The following is a 14744-nucleotide window of genomic DNA, read 5'->3' as shown; positions in this document are numbered from 1 at the left end:
CAGCAAAAAGCAGGAGTCCGCCACCGTGTTCTTGCACGCCGAGGAAGGCCTTTCCCGCGACGAAATCCGTAGCCTCCAGACACAGCGACTGCGCGAAACCGTGGCCCGGGCCGCCCGCTCCCCCTTCTACGGCAAGGTTCTGGACGAGGCCGGAATCTCGGCGGACGACATCTCCTCGCCCAACGACATCGCCCGTCTGCCCCTGACCACCAAGCAGGACCTGCGCGAGTGCTACCCCTACGGCATGCTTACCGTGGAAGTGGACGAGCTGGTCCGCCTGCACGCTTCATCCGGCACCACGGGCTCGCCCACGGCGGTCCTCTACACCCACAAGGACCTGGACACCTGGGCCTCGCTCATGGCCCGCTGCCTGCACATGGCCGGAGTCCGGCCTTCTGACATTTTCCAGAACATGAGCGGCTACGGCCTCTTCACCGGCGGCCTGGGCATCCACTACGGCGCGGAAAAGCTGGGCTGCCTGACCATTCCCGCCGGGGCGGGCAACTCCCGCCGCCAGGTCAAGCTGCTGCGCGACTTCAATGTCACCTGCGCCCACATCATCCCCTCCTACGCCCTGTACTTCGCCGAATTCCTCCAGGCCGAAGGCATCGATCCCGCCTCCCTGCCCCTGCGCATCGCCCTTATCGGCGCGGAGCCCCACACCGAGGAAATCCGCCGCCGCATCGAAGATCTTTTCGCCTGCAAGGCGTACAACTCCTACGGCCTCTCGGAAATGAACGGCCCCGGCGTGGCCTTCGAATGCGAGGAGCAATGCGGCATGCACCTCTGGGAAGACGCTTACATCGCCGAGATCCTCAACCCGGAGACCCTGGAACCCGTGTCCGAGGGGGAAATCGGAGAGCTGGTCATGACCACCCTCTCCCGTGATGGCATGCCCCTCATCCGCTACCGCACCCGCGACCTGACCCGCTTTCTGCCTGGCGAATGCGCCTGCGGCCGGGTCCACCGCCGCCTGGACCGCATCGCCGGCCGCTCCGACGACATGCTCATCATCAAGGGCGTGAACATTTACCCCATGCAGGTGGAGCAGGTGCTCATGGGCATGAGCGAAGTGGGCGGCAACTACCTCATCGAGCTGACCCGGCAGGGAACGCGGGAGGACTTCACCGTCAAGGTGGAGATCACCGACGACTATTTCGTGGAGGACATGCGCGCCCTGACCGGGCTGCAGAAACGCATCGCCTCCCGCCTGCGGGACGAGATTCTCATCACCCCCCGCGTGGAGCTGGTCCAGCGGGGACATCTGCCGGCCGGGGAAGGCAAGGCGCAGCGCGTCCGCGACCTGCGCTAACCGCCCACAGGGCCGCCGCGAAACCAACGCTCCGCCCGCCCGGTCGCCGGACGGGTGACAAGCCTTGTGGAGAAGAGCATGGCCGAACTCTGGGCCGGACTGTTCATCTTCCTGCTTTTCTTGACGCTTCTCCTGCATCCGTTCTCCTTGCCGGGCAACTGGCTCCTGCTGGCCTTCATGCTGGTCTGGAAGTGGTTCCATCCGGAAATGTCGCAAGGGTGGGGCTTCTTTCTGCTCCTGGGCGGACTGGCAGCAGTGGGCGAAGTCATCCAGTTCCTGACCCAGGCCGTCGGGGTCAAACGTTACGGCGGCTCCAGGCGGGGCAACTGGTGGTCCATCTTCGGCTCCATTATCGGGGCGGTGCTGGGCGCGCCCATCGGCTTCGGCCTGGGGGCCATTCCGGGTGCCTTCCTGGGGGCCTACGCGGGCGGTCTGGCAGCCGAACGCACCCTGAACCGCCCCTGGAAGGAGGCACACCGTTCGGCCATGGGCGCGCTCTTCGGCAACGTGCTGGGCATCGTGGCCAAGTTCGGCATCGGGGTGTTCATGTTCTGGCTGTCTGTCCCGGCGGTCTGGCCCGGCTAGACCTCGACCGTCCTCCGGGCTACAACCCCGGCCACCGGACACTCACCGCCCCAACCAAACTTCCGAGGATTCGCATGGCTCCCCCCGACCAGTTTCCCACCCGACGCGGCAGCATGGAATACGTCTGCCTGGGCTGCGGCGGCCGTTTCGACACCACCGAACTGCACTACACCTGCCCAGAATGTTCCGGCGTCTTTCTGCTGGAGGACACGGAGTTCGACGCTTTGCGCGACACGCCGGGCAAAGCCTGGCGGGAGTTGTTCGACGCCCGGGCCATGACCAAGAACCCCGCCCTTCGCGGCATCTTCCGCTTCTACGAACTCATGGCCCCGGTCATGGAGGAGCGGGACATCGTTTATCTGGGCGAGGGACAGACCCCCATCATCGAGTCCTCTCCCGCCCTGTCCGCCAAGCTGGGCGGCCAGCGGCTGGCCTTCAAGAACGACGGCCAGAACCCCTCCGCCTCCTTCAAGGACCGGGGCATGGCCTGCGCCTTCTCCTTTCTGGGTCACCTCATGCGGGCGCGGAAGATGGACGAGCTGCTGGCGGTCTGCGCCTCCACCGGCGACACCTCGGCCGCGGCCGCGCTGTACGCCGCCTACGTGGGCTCGGGCATCACCTCCGTTGTCATCCTGCCCGAAGGCAAGGTCACACCGCAGCAGCTGGCCCAGCCGCTGGGCTCAGGGGCCACGGTGCTGGAAGTCCCCGGGGTGTTCGACGACTGCATGAAGGTTGTGGAGCACTTGGCGGACAACTACGACGTGGCCCTGCTCAACTCCAAGAACGCCTGGCGCATCCTTGGCCAGGAATCCTACGCCTTCGAGACCGCCCAGTGGTTCGACTGGGACCTCTCCGGCAAATGCATCTTCGTGCCCATCGGCAACGCGGGCAACATCACGGCCATCATGTCCGGCCTGCTGAAAATGTACGAACTGGGCATCCTCACCGGCCTGCCCCGCGTTTTCGGGGTGCAGTCGCACCACGCCGACCCGGTCTACCGCTATTACCGCCAGGAGCCGCCCGAGCGGATCTACCAGCCGGTGAACGTCTCCGCCTCGGTGGCCCAGGCGGCCATGATCGGCGACCCCGTCTCCTTTCCTCGCGTGGCCCACTTCGCGGACAAGCTGGAAAAGGCCGCCGGACCGGGGGCCTTCCAGGTTGTGCAGGTGGAGGAGCAGGCCATCATCGAAGGCATGCTTCTGGCCAACCGCCACGGCCACATCTCCTGCACACAGGGCGGCGAATGTCTGGCCGGGCTGCTGGCCGCCCGCGAGCAGGGTCTCATCGACCCCGACGAGCTGGCCGTGCTGGACGCCACCGCCCACATGCTCAAGTTCATCGGCTTCCAGGAAATGTACTTCAACGACTCCTTCCCACCCGAGTATGGCATTCAGCCCAAGGCGGAACTGGTCAACCGCCCCGAGCCCGTCATCGACGCCGCCGAGTTGCAGCGTTTGGACCGCGCCGCCTACGCCCGCCAGGCCGCCGAGAACGTGGTGGCCAAACTGGGGCTCAAGGCCAAGGGGTAGCATGGCCGCCAGAAAGCGGGCGGACCAGCTGGCCTTTGAACAGGGGCTGGCCGAAAGCAGGGAACGCGCCAAACGGCTGATCATGGCCGGGCGCGTTTTTCTGCTGGGCGACGGACGGCGGGAGCGGGTGGATAAGCCCGGCCAGCAGCTCCCCCCCGACGCGGTTCTGGAAATTGAAGCCCCCTGCCCCTATGTCTCGCGCGGGGCGGAGAAACTTCTCACAGCCATCGAGGCGTTTCACCTGGATGTAACGGGACTGGTCTGCCTGGACGCCGGGGCTTCCACCGGCGGCTTCACCGACTGCCTGCTGCAGCACGGAGCGGCCAGGGTCTACGCCGTGGACGTGGGGCGTGACCAGCTGCACGAAAAGCTGCTGGCGGACGAACGCGTGGTGAGCATGGAGGGAATCAACCTGCGGCTGGCCCCGCCGGATTTGCTGCCCGGGCCAGTGGACCTCATCGCCGCCGACTTGTCCTTCATCTCCCTGACACGGGTCCTGCCCGCCCTGCTGCCCATGCTCCGGCCGGAGGGCCGCATGGTTGTCCTCATCAAGCCCCAGTTCGAACTGGAGCGGAGCGAAGTGGGCAAGGGCGTGGTGCGGGACGAAGCCCTTCGGCAAAAGGCGGTGGACAAGGTGCTGGCTTTCGCACGGGACGAGCTGGGCCTGACGTCCGAAGGGGTTGTTCCCTCCAGCATCACCGGCCCCAAGGGCAACCAGGAATTCGTCTGCCTGTTGCGCAGGACGTAGGGCGGACAGGCCTCCACCCTTTTCCGGGTTGTTGCTCCACGCCCCGGCTCGTGCTACTTCGGCTGGCAGCACGCCAAACAAGGATTCCCCGTGAAACCCGTCGCTTCCTCAATCCGCCAGGCCATCCTGCTGCTCGTACTCGCCCTGCTCGCCGGGGCCGCGGCCAACTCCATCCGGCCCGACACCCTGCCCTGGATCGAAGACTGGTCGGCCAAACGCATGGCCGAACTCGGCCAGGGCGGCAGCGTGGACGCGGAGCAGGCCATCGAACTCCTTGATCGCGAGGACGTACTCTTCGTTGATGCCCGCGGCCGCTCCGAGTACCTCGAAGGCCACGTACCGGGCGCGCTGCACATCCCATACAACCCCTTCTCTCCAAGCGCGGCCCAGGGGGTGCAGGCCCTGCCCCGCGAACGCTGGCTGGTCATCTACTGCTCCTCCCTGACCTGCGACAAGGCCTCGGAAATGGCTGAGACACTGCGGCTGGAGGGCTTTGAAGACGTGTTGGTCATGCCCGGCGGATGGCAAGCCTGGCTCGAGGCCCAAGGCCCTGTGGCCAGGCAGATGGACGCGGACCAAACCGAAGGGGGAGCGCAGTGAGCCGCCTGCTTTCCGCACTGCCCCGCATGGCCCTGGGCCTGCTCTTCATCTGGGCCAGCCTGGACAAGATCGCCGACCCCTTCGCCTTCGCAAGGGTCATCTACAACTACCAGCTTGTGCCGGACGTGCTGGTCAACCCCATCGCCCTGGGCCTGCCCTGGATCGAAATGCTGTGCGGCGTTTTCCTGGTGCTGGGGCTCTTGCGGCTTGGAGCGTCCCTGGTGGTGCTGCTCCTCATGGCGGTATTCATGGCCGCCCTGGGCTACAACCTGGCGCGCGGGCTGGACGTGGCCTGCGGCTGCTTCTCCCTCTCCCCGCAGGACGAGGCCAACATCCTGACAAGCCTGCTGCGCGACGCGGCCATCCTGGCCCTGGCGCTGGGTGTATACCTCAGCGAGTTGGCCCGGGCCTCGAAACGGAATCAAAGAAGGCTCATTCCGTAGACCACGGCCACTGCCGCGAGACCGGCCAGCCAGTGCAGCGGCCGAAGCGGAAAGCGCATCCTCCAGGCCTCCTCCCCGTCCAGACCGCGCGCGGCCACAGCCACGGTCTGGCTCCACGTCTTCTGGCTCAGGGCGCGGATGAGGGCCTGCGGAAAGACCGCCGCCCTCCGACGCCATGACGCTTCCGGCAGCCGCAGCGAAATGCCGCGGGACACTCCCCCGGCTACCTGCCAGATGAGTGGCAGGAAATGGATCATAAGTGCCAGACTGAGGGCAGCCTTCCAGGCGTGGCGTCGCGCCAGGGGAATAGCCCGCAAATACCAGGCGAAGGCCGCGCCCAGCCCACGAGGCGAGGAAATCAGAGCTAGCGACAACCCAACCAGGAGCAGGGCCACCAGCCTGCCGCCGAGCAATCCGGCGGCTCCCGCCGCCTCCGGCCATGGCGTGCCGCCCAGCAGGTCCAGCCCCAGCTTCACTCCGCTCCAGCCAAGCACGAACAGCAGATACCCCCGCCACAGGACGCGGTTGTCCCCGCGCATCCCCCCGGCAAGCCAAGCGGTGAAGCCGAGGGCTGCCAACAACAGCGGCAGCCCCGCGCCGTCCACCCGCCAGATGAGCAAGCCCACGGCCAGGCAGACCAGCACCGCCACGCGCGGGTCCAGCCCCAGCAGGGCGCGGCCGGGTCGGCCAAAAGGCAGGGGTGTGAGCGAGAGGCTGGGGCGCACCTACCAGTCCCCGCCCGGCCTGGATTCGAGCACGTTCGCGCCCTCGTTCCGCCAGCCGCAGGGCGGCCGCACATCGAAGGATTCCAGCCGGGGAAAAACGTCCGCCGCCATCCCCTGAGCGGCCAGCCCGCCGGAGCGCAGCACCAGCCAGCGGTCTGCCAGGTCGGCCAGGGGTTCCACGTCGTGAGCGGCCACCACCTGGGTCAGCCCAGCCCGCTTGTTCTCGGCAAGAAGCCCGCGCATCTCCCTTGCGCCCGGGTAGTCCAGGCCGGAAAAAGGTTCGTCCAGCAGCAACACGCTTGGCGAGCGCAGCAGCGCCCCGGCCAGGCAGAGCTTGCGCTTCTGGCCGAAAGACAGCGTCTGCACCGGGGCATCCCAAGCTGAGAGCCCCAACCGCGCGGCCAATTCCTTGGCCTCGTCACGTTTGAGCGGATCAGATTCCAGGCCGAGGCACAGGTCCTCGCCCACGGTGGCGCCCAGCACCTGCAACTCCGCCTCCTGCAAGACCAGGGCGGCGCTGCCCCGGATGGCTTTTTCCGCCCCCGGCGAGGCGTGGCCGTGGACCGTCAGGAAGCCGCTGGTGGGGCTGTAGAGTCCCGCCAGCAGGGCCAGCAGGGTGGACTTGCCATGGCCGTTGGCCCCCACCAGGCCGACCAGTTCCCCCTGGCCAACGGAGAAGGAGACGTCCCGCAGGGCGTCCGCGCCACCGGAATAGGCAAAGCCTACGTCGTAGAGTTCGATCACTTGGGGGCCAGACCCTTTGAGCGCAGAAAGCGGGTGGTGGCCACGGCCATGCCCAGCTTGACCAGGTCCTGCAGAATGAAGGGCGCGAAGCCCACGGCCAGGGCCTTGAGCCAGTCCAGGGAGAGCACGGCCTTGAGTTGCAACAGGCCCAGCCCGTAAACCACGGCCAGGTTGGCCAGGCCGAAGAGCAGCCCGCGCCGCCAGGTCATCTGCCCGCGCGCCGCCAAGCCACACACGGCCGCGCCCAGGATGAAGCCGAAGAGGTAGCCGCCGGTGGGTCCGAGGAGCACCGCCAGCCCCGCCTTGCCCCCGGCGAACACCGGCAGGCCCAGCAGCCCCGCAGCCACGTACAGGCCCACCGCGGCCGCGCCGTACAGCGGGCCAAGCACGAACCCGGCCAGCATGGCGAAGAAGGGCTGCATGGTGAAGGGCACCGGCCCCAGGGGAAGCTGCATGAACGCCCCGGCTGTCACCAGGGCCGCCATCAACGCGGTCCAGACCATCTTGTGAAGCCCGGCGAGGGGCATGGAATCGTGCATGGGTTCCTCCAAAAAAAACAGCTTTATCTTCGGCGGCGGCCGCGTCAAGCCGCACCGGTTTCACTCAGCGGGGTTCCAGGCCCAGGCCCCGTGCGGCCCGGATTATCTCCACCACCGGCGTACCCGGCGTGGTCAGGTAATCCCCGGCCATGCAGCCGTCCGCGCCGCAGGTCAGCATACGCCCGTGGTCCGAGCCGAAAATCCTTTCCCTCCCGCCGCATAGGCGGAGGTGCGCCCGTGGCAGCAGCAGCCGCAGCATGGCCACGATACCCACCGCCTCGTCCACCGAAAGCACCGGTTGATCTGCCAGCGGGGTGCCGGGGATGGGCGAGAGGAAATTCACCGGAACAGACTCCACCCCAAGCTCGGCCAGGGTGCGGGCCAGTTCCAGGCGATGGCCCCAGGTCTCGCCCAGGCCGAAGAGGCCACCGCAACAGACCCCCAGCCCCATGTCCCTGGCGGCACGCACCAGGGACACGTCGTCCTCGTAGTCGTGGCTGGTGCAGACACTCGGGAAAAAGGAATGGGCGGTTTCAAGGTTGTGATGGACCCGCTTCAGCCCCGCCTCCTTGAGCCGGGCAAGCCGCTCCCGGTCCAACAGTCCAAGGGACACGTCAGGCTCCATGCCCAGCTCGGCCACCAGCCGCACGGCCCGCAGGATTTCCTCGAAATCCCGCTCTCCCGGAGAAGCCCCGGAGATGACCACGCCGAAACGGAACACACCAGCATCGCGGGCTTTGGCGGCGGCTTCGGCCACCGCCTCCGCCCCGATGAAGCCATACTCCGGCGCGCCAGTGCGGTGGCGGGCGGATTGGGCGCAGAAGGCACAGTTCTCGGGGCACAGCCCGGAACGGGCGTTGACGATGCCGCACAGTTCAAGCCGCTCCCCGAAGCGGACCAGCCTGACCTCGTGGGCCAGCTCAGCCAGCTCGCGGGGATGTTCGGCCGCGGCGCGGGCCACCGCTTCGGCCTTCCTGCCGTCCGGCGTTTCGCCGTTCATGGCCATGTGGTAGGCTTGATGGAACAAGGCATCCATGGCGTGCCCTGCTAGTCCCTTTTGCTCCGCAAGGCAAGGAGGTCCAATGCCGTCAGTCCTTACCCAGTTGCACGACGCGGTCAACCACGACCCCGTCTCACTCACCGGCCGCCGCCTGGACTGGGCCAACGAACCGGATCCATACAAACACTATGGCCCGCGCGTAGACCGCACCAGCCTGCCGGTGGATGTCCAGGCAACCGGCGGCCTCCACGCTCCCGGCCTGGCACGCTTGCTGCGCGGAGCCCTCGGCCCCACCGCCGTACTGCGCAGACCAGGAGGCCAGTTGCACCTGCGGGCCTGGGCCTCGGCCGGAGCGCTTTATCCCTTTGAGGCCTATGTAGCCGCGAGCGGAGTGGAAGGCGTTCCAAACGGACTGCATCACTACTCCCCCTTGGAAAACGAGTTGCGGCTGCTGCGTCCCGGGAAAGACAGTCACGGCGACGCCGCCTCACTGCGGCTCATCCTGGCCACGCGCATCTTCCGCAGTTCCTGGAAATACGGCCCGCGCGCCTTCCGCTACTGCCTGCTGGACCCCGGCCACGCCCTGGAGAATCTGGTCCTGCTGGCACGCGCCCTGGGATTCTCGCCACGGGTCAGCCTGTCTTTGGATGACGCAGCATGGTGCCGCCAACTCTGCCTGAACCAGGAACTGGAGCGGCCCGTGGCGGCCGTGGACCTGGGCGGAGCCTTCTCCACGAACACGCTCGGCGATCCTGCCGAACCCTGCCTGGACCGCGATGGGGTCGTCAGCCCGGCTGAAAAACCGGAGCCGAAAATCGTTCACGCATTCCAGGTCACGGCCGGAGCTGAGCGGGAAAGCACCCCGGACACGCCGCCCGAATCCGTTCCCTGGGGCGATCCCGAATCCCTCATGGGCTCCCGCCGTTCCCGCCGCAACTTCCTCCCTGACGCCACGCTTGGGCAAGCGGCCCACGAGGCCATCACCGGGTGCCTTCGCCCCTGGCGGGACACTCCGCGCGTCAGCCTGCTGTGCCAGGGCGTGGAGGGGATGCAGGACGGCCGCCACGCCCTGGACGTTTCGACAGGCCCGCTCGTCAAAGGAGAGTTACATCTCCCCATGACCGGAGTCTGCCTGGGACAGGAGTGGCTGGCCAACGCGCCGCTGCACGTGCTTTTCACCGCGAACCTCGCGGAACTGGAGTCGCGCTCTGGCCCCTCTGGATACCGCGGGGCGCTGCTGCGGGCGGGCAGACTGGGGCAGCGCGTCTATCTGGCGGCGGAAGCCCTCGGGATGGGGGCCTGCGGCGTAGGCGCGTTTTTCGACAAGCAGGCGTCGGACCTGCTCGCCCTGGAGGAACACGAACGGCTACTCTATCTGGTGGCTGTGGGGCCGGTCAGGAAACGCTAGGCTTGCGCGCCGCCAGACGGGCGGCGTGGCGGTCGGGATTCGAGAAACGGCCTTCCTCATAATGCAGGATATCGAAATCCTCGAACAACTCCCGCAGTTCGCCGGGCCGCAGCAGGAAATCCGGATTGCTCGGCTTGCCAAGCTCCCGCTGCTGGATGGTGAACGTCTCGTAGAGAAGCAGCGCGCCCGGACGCAGGGCCGCCTTGAGGCAGGGAACCAGTGGCCGGTGGAGGTAACGAAAAACAAGCATGCCGCCCCATTCGCCTTCATCCAGCGGGCACTTCCCGGATTCCAGGTCCACCCGCCAGGTCGTCAGGGGCAGCCCTTCCTCCCTGGCCGCGCTCTCCGCATGGGCCAGCGCATCGGCCGAAACGTCACAGCAGACCACCTTCACGCCCAGCCGGGCCAGATGCAGCCCGTTGCGGCCCTCCCCCGCGGCCACGTCCAGCACCGGCGCGTCAGCGCCCTCAAAAAGAGGCGCGAAACGCCGCACCAACCAATCCGCTCCGTCTTTCTCACCATGCATATCTCATGTAGTACCAGGATGAAGCGTCAGCCAGTCAAGGAGACTTTTCCATGCCCAGATTCCTGCCCCTGTTGCTCGCCCTTATCCTGGCCCTGCCCACCGCCGCCCGCGCCGAAGTACGCCAGGTGACTCTTTATCCGGATTCAGCCCAGGTCGAGGAGACCTTCAAGCTGAGGGTTCTCCCCTCGCCCTCCCCCCACGCGGTGCTGCACCTCCCCCCGGCGCCGCCCCGGACAGCCTGCGCGTCCGCGCGGAGTCCGGCGAGGTGCGCGGCGTGCAGGCGCAACGCGGTCAGCCAGCCCAAAGCCCGGAGCTGGAGGAGCTGAACGAGCGCATCGGGAAACAACGCACGGAAGTGCACTCGGCCAACGCTACGGCGCAGTCCCTGCTCTCCCGGCTGGACTTCTGGAACCGCGCAGGCGGCGACAGGCTGGACACGCCCAATGCCGCCGAGGCCATGGCCAGGACCCTGGGCGAGCGGGTAAGCGAGCTGACCGCCGAACTCGGTCCCGCCGCCTCCGCCCTTGACGAGGCGCGCGCGGAGTTGTCCCGCCTCACCTCGCGCCGCGACGAATTGCTGGGCGAGGCGGAGCGGCTGTGGGACGTGCGGGTGGATCTGGCCGGAGCGAGCGACCGGGTCACGCTTGCGGCCACGTACCGGGTGGACGGCTGCGGCTGGACCCCGCGCTACCGTCTCAACGCCCTTCCCGCGAAAGACCGCCTGGAGATGACCTATTCCGCCGAGGTTCGACAGACCACGGGAACCACCTGGAACGCCCCCCTCAGCCTGGCCACCCGCGCTGGGCACGTGCGGCGCGAGCCGCCAAGGCTGCCGCAATGGATCATTCGGCCGGACCAGGACAAGGAGGTGCGGCCCATGCTCAAGACAGCCGCACCCATGGCCGCCATGGAGCAGGCCGACGCCTCCCCGGCCAAACGGAGGCTGGGAACATTCGCGGTCTGGGACCTCGGGAAAGTGCGGCTGGAGCCGGGCCAACCCAGGGTACTGGACGTGCGTTCAATGGACCTGAAAGCCGAATACGCCTACTTGGCCCGCCCGGCCCTGACCGAGGACTGCTTTCTCCAGGCGGACGTGCGTCTGGAGGAGGCGGTGGAAATGCCCCGGGGCGAAGCGATCTTTCTGGTGGACGGCGCACTGCTGACCCAGGGAGCCTTCTCCTTGGCCGGACGCGAGGCCACCATCCCCTTCGGCACCGATCCCCTGGTCACGGCCAGGTCCACACTGCTGCGCAAGGAATCCGGCGAGAAGGGGCTGATCCGCTCCGACCAGACCTATGTGTGGAAGTGGCGGGTGAAATTGGCCAACCAGCGCCCCGGGCCAGCGGCCATCCGGCTTGAAGAGCCACGCCCCACCGCGCGGGACGAGCGCATCAAGCTGGACATCATCGCCGACCCTGAACCGGATGATCGCACGGAGAACACCCTGGTCTGGAACCTCGACCTCGACGCGGGGCAAGAAAGGACGGTGGAATTCGGCGTGGAGCTGCGCGCGCCGGAGGACATGAAGCTGGACCTGGGCTGGCGCTGATCGTCACTTCCCGTCCAGTTTGCGCACCACACCCTTGTAACCGTCCACCAGCACCCGCTGGCCGGTCTCCAGGGCGTCCACCGCGCCGCGCGCCCCGGTGACGCAGGGCAGGCCGTACTCGCGGGCGATGATGGCCCCGTGGACCAGCATGCCGCCGCGTTCCTCCACCACGGCGGCGGCCAGGGGGGCCACGTATGTCATGGAGGGGTCCACCGACCGGCAGACCAGCACCTCGCCCAATTGAAAATCCGCCAACTCCTCGCGGGACCGCACCACGCGCGCCGGCCCCTCGGCCACGCCTGGTCCGGCGGCATGTCCGGAGAATTCGCCGTCCTTGGCTCCCAGGCTTTTCTTCCCGCTGTCCTTTCCCCGTTCGGGACTCCGGCCGGGGTCACGCAGGCTGCTGGCCACCTCACGCGGAGTGATCTCCTCCGGGCGCTCCACGCCGCGCGCCGCCAAGCGCTCCCGTCCCTCTCCCGCAGCTTCGTCCAGGCGCGTTTCCAGCCTGCCAAGGGCCAGGTTGTCATCGTCGCGCAGACGGTAGGCGGCGCGGGCCAAGTCCAGCAGGCGGCGGCCGAATTCGCGCCGTTCCGGTGGGAAGGAATTCAAGTAGGCGCGGCGCAGTTCCTCCGGGTCGCCGTGTTTCCTCTTCTCCGGTTGCTTTTCGCGGCCAGAGAGCCGCAGGGCCAGGCGCAGCACGCCTTCGCGCCCGCCGCCGCACCAGCCCTGGAAACAGGCCAGATCGCCGAAGGACACGGCGAATTCGTCCAGCAGACGCTCCGCCTCCCGGGGCAGGGCATCGGGGTCGCCTTGGCGAGCCGCACGCGCGGCCTCCTCGTCCTCGGCAAGAACGGCGGCCAACCGCTCCAGCAGGCGATTGCGCTCCACACCCCGCATCTCCGTGCCGCGCAGCAGGTCAACAAAGGCGAAGGGGTCGTCCGGTGCCAGCCGCTCGTTGTACACCTGCCCGAAGAGGCGGGCGGCGTGGGCCAGGGGGATGCACTCGGCCCAGTAGCGGTCGGCATACTCGTCCAGCACGTCCGCCCGGCGCTCAATTTCGACCGCCAGTCCGGAATCCCCCAGCGCGCCGGGGTCGGTTTCGGCCAGCCGGTCCGCTTCCTCGTGCATGGCGGGCAGGAGTTCTTCCTCCACCCGCCGCCGCAACTCCACCAGATTCTCGAAGCTGCGGGTCAGGGAGAGGTACCAGGGCCGCTTGTCCTCCCCGGACCAGCCGGAGGCGTCCGGGGCGGCCCGGGTGGTCACGGGACGGGATTGCAGGGCGTACAGGTCGCCGTCGCGCAGGGTCCACTCCACGTCCTGCGGCGCGCCGAACAGGGCCTCCGCCTCCTGGGCCAGCCGAAAAACGCGGCGCACCTGGCATTCCGAAAGCGGAGGCGGGGCGTTTCCCGTGGGCGGCTGTTCCTCGAGAATCCGGCCGTCGTCACGGTCCATCATCCAGCGCCAGGGCTCCTTGCCGCCGTCCACGAATTCCTGGTTGCCGTCCCGCACCGCCTCGACCACGCCTTCCACAGGCTTGCCCGGGGCCTCGGAAAAAACCACGCCCGAGGCTTGGCCAGGGATCATGGCCTGCACCACCACGGCCATGGCGCTCTTGTCAGCGTCCAGCCCCAGTTCGCGGCGGTAGAGCATGGCCCGGTCGTTCCACAGGGAGGCCCAGACCATTTTAACCCGCTCAAGCCGCTCCGCCGGTCCAACATCCAGATAGGAGTCGTGCAACCCGGCGAACGAAGCTCGCTCGGCGTCCTCTGCGGGCGAAGAACTGCGAATGGCCAGGTCGGCCTTTCCGAATACCTCCTCGAACCCTTCCTCCAGGGACAGCGCCAGGTCGTCCGGCACCCGCGCGCGGACAAAGGCGTTGCGGACTCGCAGAGCCGCTTCCCAAATCTCCTCCCAGCGGGCATCCGGGTCCGATGCCTTCGTCACTTCCACGCGGATGGTCTCGGCCAGTCCCGCGGAACGCACGAAGGCGTGGTAGGCGGACGCCGGAATGACGCGCGTTTCCGGCACGGGCAATCCGGCATCAGCCATTCGGGAAAGGGCCACGCCCTTGCCCCCGGACTCATCCAGACCGCGTTCCCCGGCCTCCGACAGCTTCAGGAAATTGTTCGGCATGGGCACGATTCTGGCACGATCAGGGCATCGAGGAAAGCATTGCCCATCGGCCAGCCTCGACGTCGCCACGCGAACCGACCGGAATCCGCCGCATGGACCAGACGCACCAGTCCGCCCCGAACCATGAGAACCTGCACGTCCGCAAGGCCGCCGAGGAACGTGCCTCCGCTTGCCTGTGCACCAAATGTTTCCTTGGCTGCGCCTTCGTGGGCGCATTGGCCGGGGCGCTGCCGATTTGGGCGGCCGAAGGCTACTGGCGGGTCATGCTCTTCAATGCAATTCTGGGGACCATCCTGGTTCTGGTCAGCGGATTCCTTGGCGGTTTGGGCGGCATGCTGCTGCGTGGCGCGGCCCTGTACCTCAAGGGCGACAGGACCGTGGAGCCGACCAACTCCGAGGGCATTGTCCTCGGGGCATTCGGCGGTTCGTTCATTGGGCTGGTGGCGCAACTCATGGCCTGGGACCTCGGCGGCATACCGGCCTGGGCGGCTATCGGCTCCATGGCCGGAGCCCTGCTGGGAGCGCTGCCCGGGGAACACATCGCCCTGGTGGTGCGAGTCATGACGCTGGAGGAGGAACGGCGCAAAAAAAAGGACGAGCCCTGACGGCTCGCCCTTCTTGATGGAAACCGGACACCCGAAACCGGCTCGCTACCGCTGCTCCCTTTCGGGCCTGACGGGGTTCACGACGGCTTCGCCGCCCGGTTTCCTCGAAGAATCCGGGAGCCCTCGAAGGCTCCCGGTTGGAAACAAAGTGGCGGAGAGGGAGGGATTCGAACCCTCGGTACCGGGTAACGGTACACACGCTTTCCAAGCGTGCTCCTTCGGCCAACTCGGACACCTCTCCGCGAAAGCGGACGCCCTACTTAGACCATGTGCGCCCCTTTGGCAAGGGACGTGAAAG

At 67.4% G+C, this 14744-nt stretch carries 15 protein-coding genes, 1 tRNA gene and 1 other RNA gene; 9 read left to right on the top strand and 8 right to left on the bottom strand.

What is annotated here, in order from left to right:
• The first annotated feature begins 25 nt into the window (after nt 1-25).
• From N911_RS0115750 to N911_RS0115725, 6 genes are all read left to right on the top strand, one after another.
• Nucleotides 26-1312, top strand: a complete 1287-nt coding sequence (locus tag N911_RS0115750) for a phenylacetate--CoA ligase family protein (RefSeq protein WP_029898826.1) — start codon at nt 26-28, stop codon at nt 1310-1312.
• Between the two features lie 78 nt (nt 1313-1390).
• On the top strand, nt 1391-1897 hold the full coding sequence (locus N911_RS0115745; RefSeq protein ID WP_029898825.1) for a DUF456 domain-containing protein: 507 nt from the start codon (nt 1391-1393) through the stop codon (nt 1895-1897).
• Nucleotides 1898-1971: 74 nt separating this feature from the next.
• Nucleotides 1972-3426, top strand: a complete 1455-nt coding sequence (gene thrC, locus N911_RS0115740) for a threonine synthase (protein WP_029898823.1) — start codon at nt 1972-1974, stop codon at nt 3424-3426.
• A 1-nt stretch (nt 3427) separates the two neighbouring features.
• On the top strand, nt 3428-4174 hold the full coding sequence (locus N911_RS0115735) for a TlyA family RNA methyltransferase (RefSeq protein ID WP_029898822.1): 747 nt from the start codon (nt 3428-3430) through the stop codon (nt 4172-4174).
• 90 nt (nt 4175-4264) lie between these two features.
• Nucleotides 4265-4774, top strand: a complete 510-nt coding sequence (locus N911_RS0115730; RefSeq protein WP_029898820.1) for a rhodanese-like domain-containing protein — start codon at nt 4265-4267, stop codon at nt 4772-4774.
• A complete protein-coding gene (locus N911_RS0115725; protein ID WP_051694506.1) occupies nt 4771-5217 on the top strand; it encodes a MauE/DoxX family redox-associated membrane protein in 447 nt (148 codons plus the stop codon). Before N911_RS0115730 ends, N911_RS0115725 begins: the two co-directional genes overlap by 4 nt.
• Here N911_RS0115725 and N911_RS0115720 read toward each other — a convergent pair.
• From N911_RS0115720 to bioB, 4 genes are all read right to left on the bottom strand, one after another.
• Nucleotides 5196-5942 carry a hypothetical protein gene (locus N911_RS0115720; protein ID WP_051694504.1) on the bottom strand — a complete coding sequence of 249 codons (747 nt, stop codon included), beginning with the start codon at nt 5940-5942 and terminating at the stop codon, nt 5196-5198. The genes N911_RS0115725 and N911_RS0115720 overlap by 22 nt on opposite strands.
• Nucleotides 5943-6686, bottom strand: coding sequence for an energy-coupling factor ABC transporter ATP-binding protein (locus tag N911_RS0115715; RefSeq protein ID WP_029898814.1), 744 nt, complete (start codon nt 6684-6686; stop codon nt 5943-5945).
• Nucleotides 6683-7225, bottom strand: coding sequence for a biotin transporter BioY (locus N911_RS0115710; protein ID WP_029898813.1), 543 nt, complete (start codon nt 7223-7225; stop codon nt 6683-6685). Before N911_RS0115710 ends, N911_RS0115715 begins: the two co-directional genes overlap by 4 nt.
• 64 nt (nt 7226-7289) lie before the next feature.
• Nucleotides 7290-8261 (bottom strand): biotin synthase BioB, encoded by a 972-nt coding sequence (gene bioB, locus N911_RS0115705; RefSeq protein ID WP_035105622.1) that lies wholly within the window; start codon nt 8259-8261, stop codon nt 7290-7292.
• Between the two features lie 46 nt (nt 8262-8307).
• Between bioB and N911_RS0115700 the strand changes: the two genes are divergently transcribed.
• Nucleotides 8308-9633, top strand: coding sequence for a SagB family peptide dehydrogenase (locus N911_RS0115700; protein ID WP_029898810.1), 1326 nt, complete (start codon nt 8308-8310; stop codon nt 9631-9633).
• Here N911_RS0115700 and N911_RS0115695 read toward each other — a convergent pair.
• Complete coding sequence (locus N911_RS0115695; RefSeq protein ID WP_029898808.1) at nt 9620-10159, bottom strand: methyltransferase domain-containing protein; 540 nt, start codon at nt 10157-10159, stop codon at nt 9620-9622. The genes N911_RS0115700 and N911_RS0115695 overlap by 14 nt on opposite strands.
• Before the next feature lie 274 nt (nt 10160-10433).
• On the opposite strand from N911_RS0115695, the gene N911_RS0115685 reads away from it, so the two are divergent.
• On the top strand, nt 10434-11708 hold the full coding sequence (locus N911_RS0115685) for a DUF4139 domain-containing protein (RefSeq protein WP_138774443.1): 1275 nt from the start codon (nt 10434-10436) through the stop codon (nt 11706-11708).
• 3 nt (nt 11709-11711) lie between these two features.
• Here the strand turns inward: N911_RS0115685 and N911_RS0115680 are convergent, their stop codons facing one another.
• Entirely contained in the window at nt 11712-13841 is a 2130-nt protein-coding gene (locus N911_RS0115680) for a PEP/pyruvate-binding domain-containing protein (protein ID WP_029898803.1), read from the bottom strand.
• 92 nt (nt 13842-13933) lie between these two features.
• Between N911_RS0115680 and N911_RS0115675 the strand changes: the two genes are divergently transcribed.
• Complete coding sequence (locus N911_RS0115675) at nt 13934-14446, top strand: hypothetical protein (protein ID WP_029898801.1); 513 nt, start codon at nt 13934-13936, stop codon at nt 14444-14446.
• 12 nt (nt 14447-14458) lie between these two features.
• On the opposite strand, the gene ffs is transcribed toward N911_RS0115675, so the two are convergent.
• An RNA gene (gene ffs, locus N911_RS18150) (signal recognition particle sRNA small type) lies at nt 14459-14553 on the bottom strand.
• Nucleotides 14554-14595: 42 nt separating this feature from the next.
• Nucleotides 14596-14687 (bottom strand) — tRNA-Ser (locus N911_RS0115670).
• Between the last annotated feature and the right edge of the window lie 57 nt (nt 14688-14744).

Origin of the sequence: Desulfohalovibrio reitneri, assembly GCF_000711295.1 — a bacterium.
In the GTDB taxonomy this organism is placed as follows: domain Bacteria; phylum Desulfobacterota; class Desulfovibrionia; order Desulfovibrionales; family Desulfovibrionaceae; genus Desulfohalovibrio; species Desulfohalovibrio reitneri.
The sequence above is the reverse complement of the archived record's forward strand: the minus strand, read 5'-3'. Positions and strand labels throughout refer to the sequence as shown.

Bases quoted from the DNA above. Each gene is read 5' to 3' on its own strand.
- N911_RS0115695 (WP_029898808.1), bottom strand. From the start codon at position 10,159: ATGCATGGTGAGAAAGACGGAGCGGATTGGTTGGTGCGGCGTTTCGCG.
- bioB (WP_035105622.1), bottom strand. From the start codon at position 8,261: ATGGATGCCTTGTTCCATCAAGCCTACCACATGGCCATGAACGGCGAA.
- N911_RS0115680 (WP_029898803.1), bottom strand. From the start codon at position 13,841: ATGCCGAACAATTTCCTGAAGCTGTCGGAGGCCGGGGAACGCGGTCTG.
- N911_RS0115675 (WP_029898801.1), top strand. From the start codon at position 13,934: ATGGACCAGACGCACCAGTCCGCCCCGAACCATGAGAACCTGCACGTC.
- N911_RS0115745 (WP_029898825.1), top strand. From the start codon at position 1,391: ATGGCCGAACTCTGGGCCGGACTGTTCATCTTCCTGCTTTTCTTGACG.
- N911_RS0115735 (WP_029898822.1), top strand. From the start codon at position 3,428: ATGGCCGCCAGAAAGCGGGCGGACCAGCTGGCCTTTGAACAGGGGCTG.
- thrC (WP_029898823.1), top strand. From the start codon at position 1,972: ATGGCTCCCCCCGACCAGTTTCCCACCCGACGCGGCAGCATGGAATAC.
- N911_RS0115710 (WP_029898813.1), bottom strand. From the start codon at position 7,225: ATGCACGATTCCATGCCCCTCGCCGGGCTTCACAAGATGGTCTGGACC.
- N911_RS0115700 (WP_029898810.1), top strand. From the start codon at position 8,308: ATGCCGTCAGTCCTTACCCAGTTGCACGACGCGGTCAACCACGACCCC.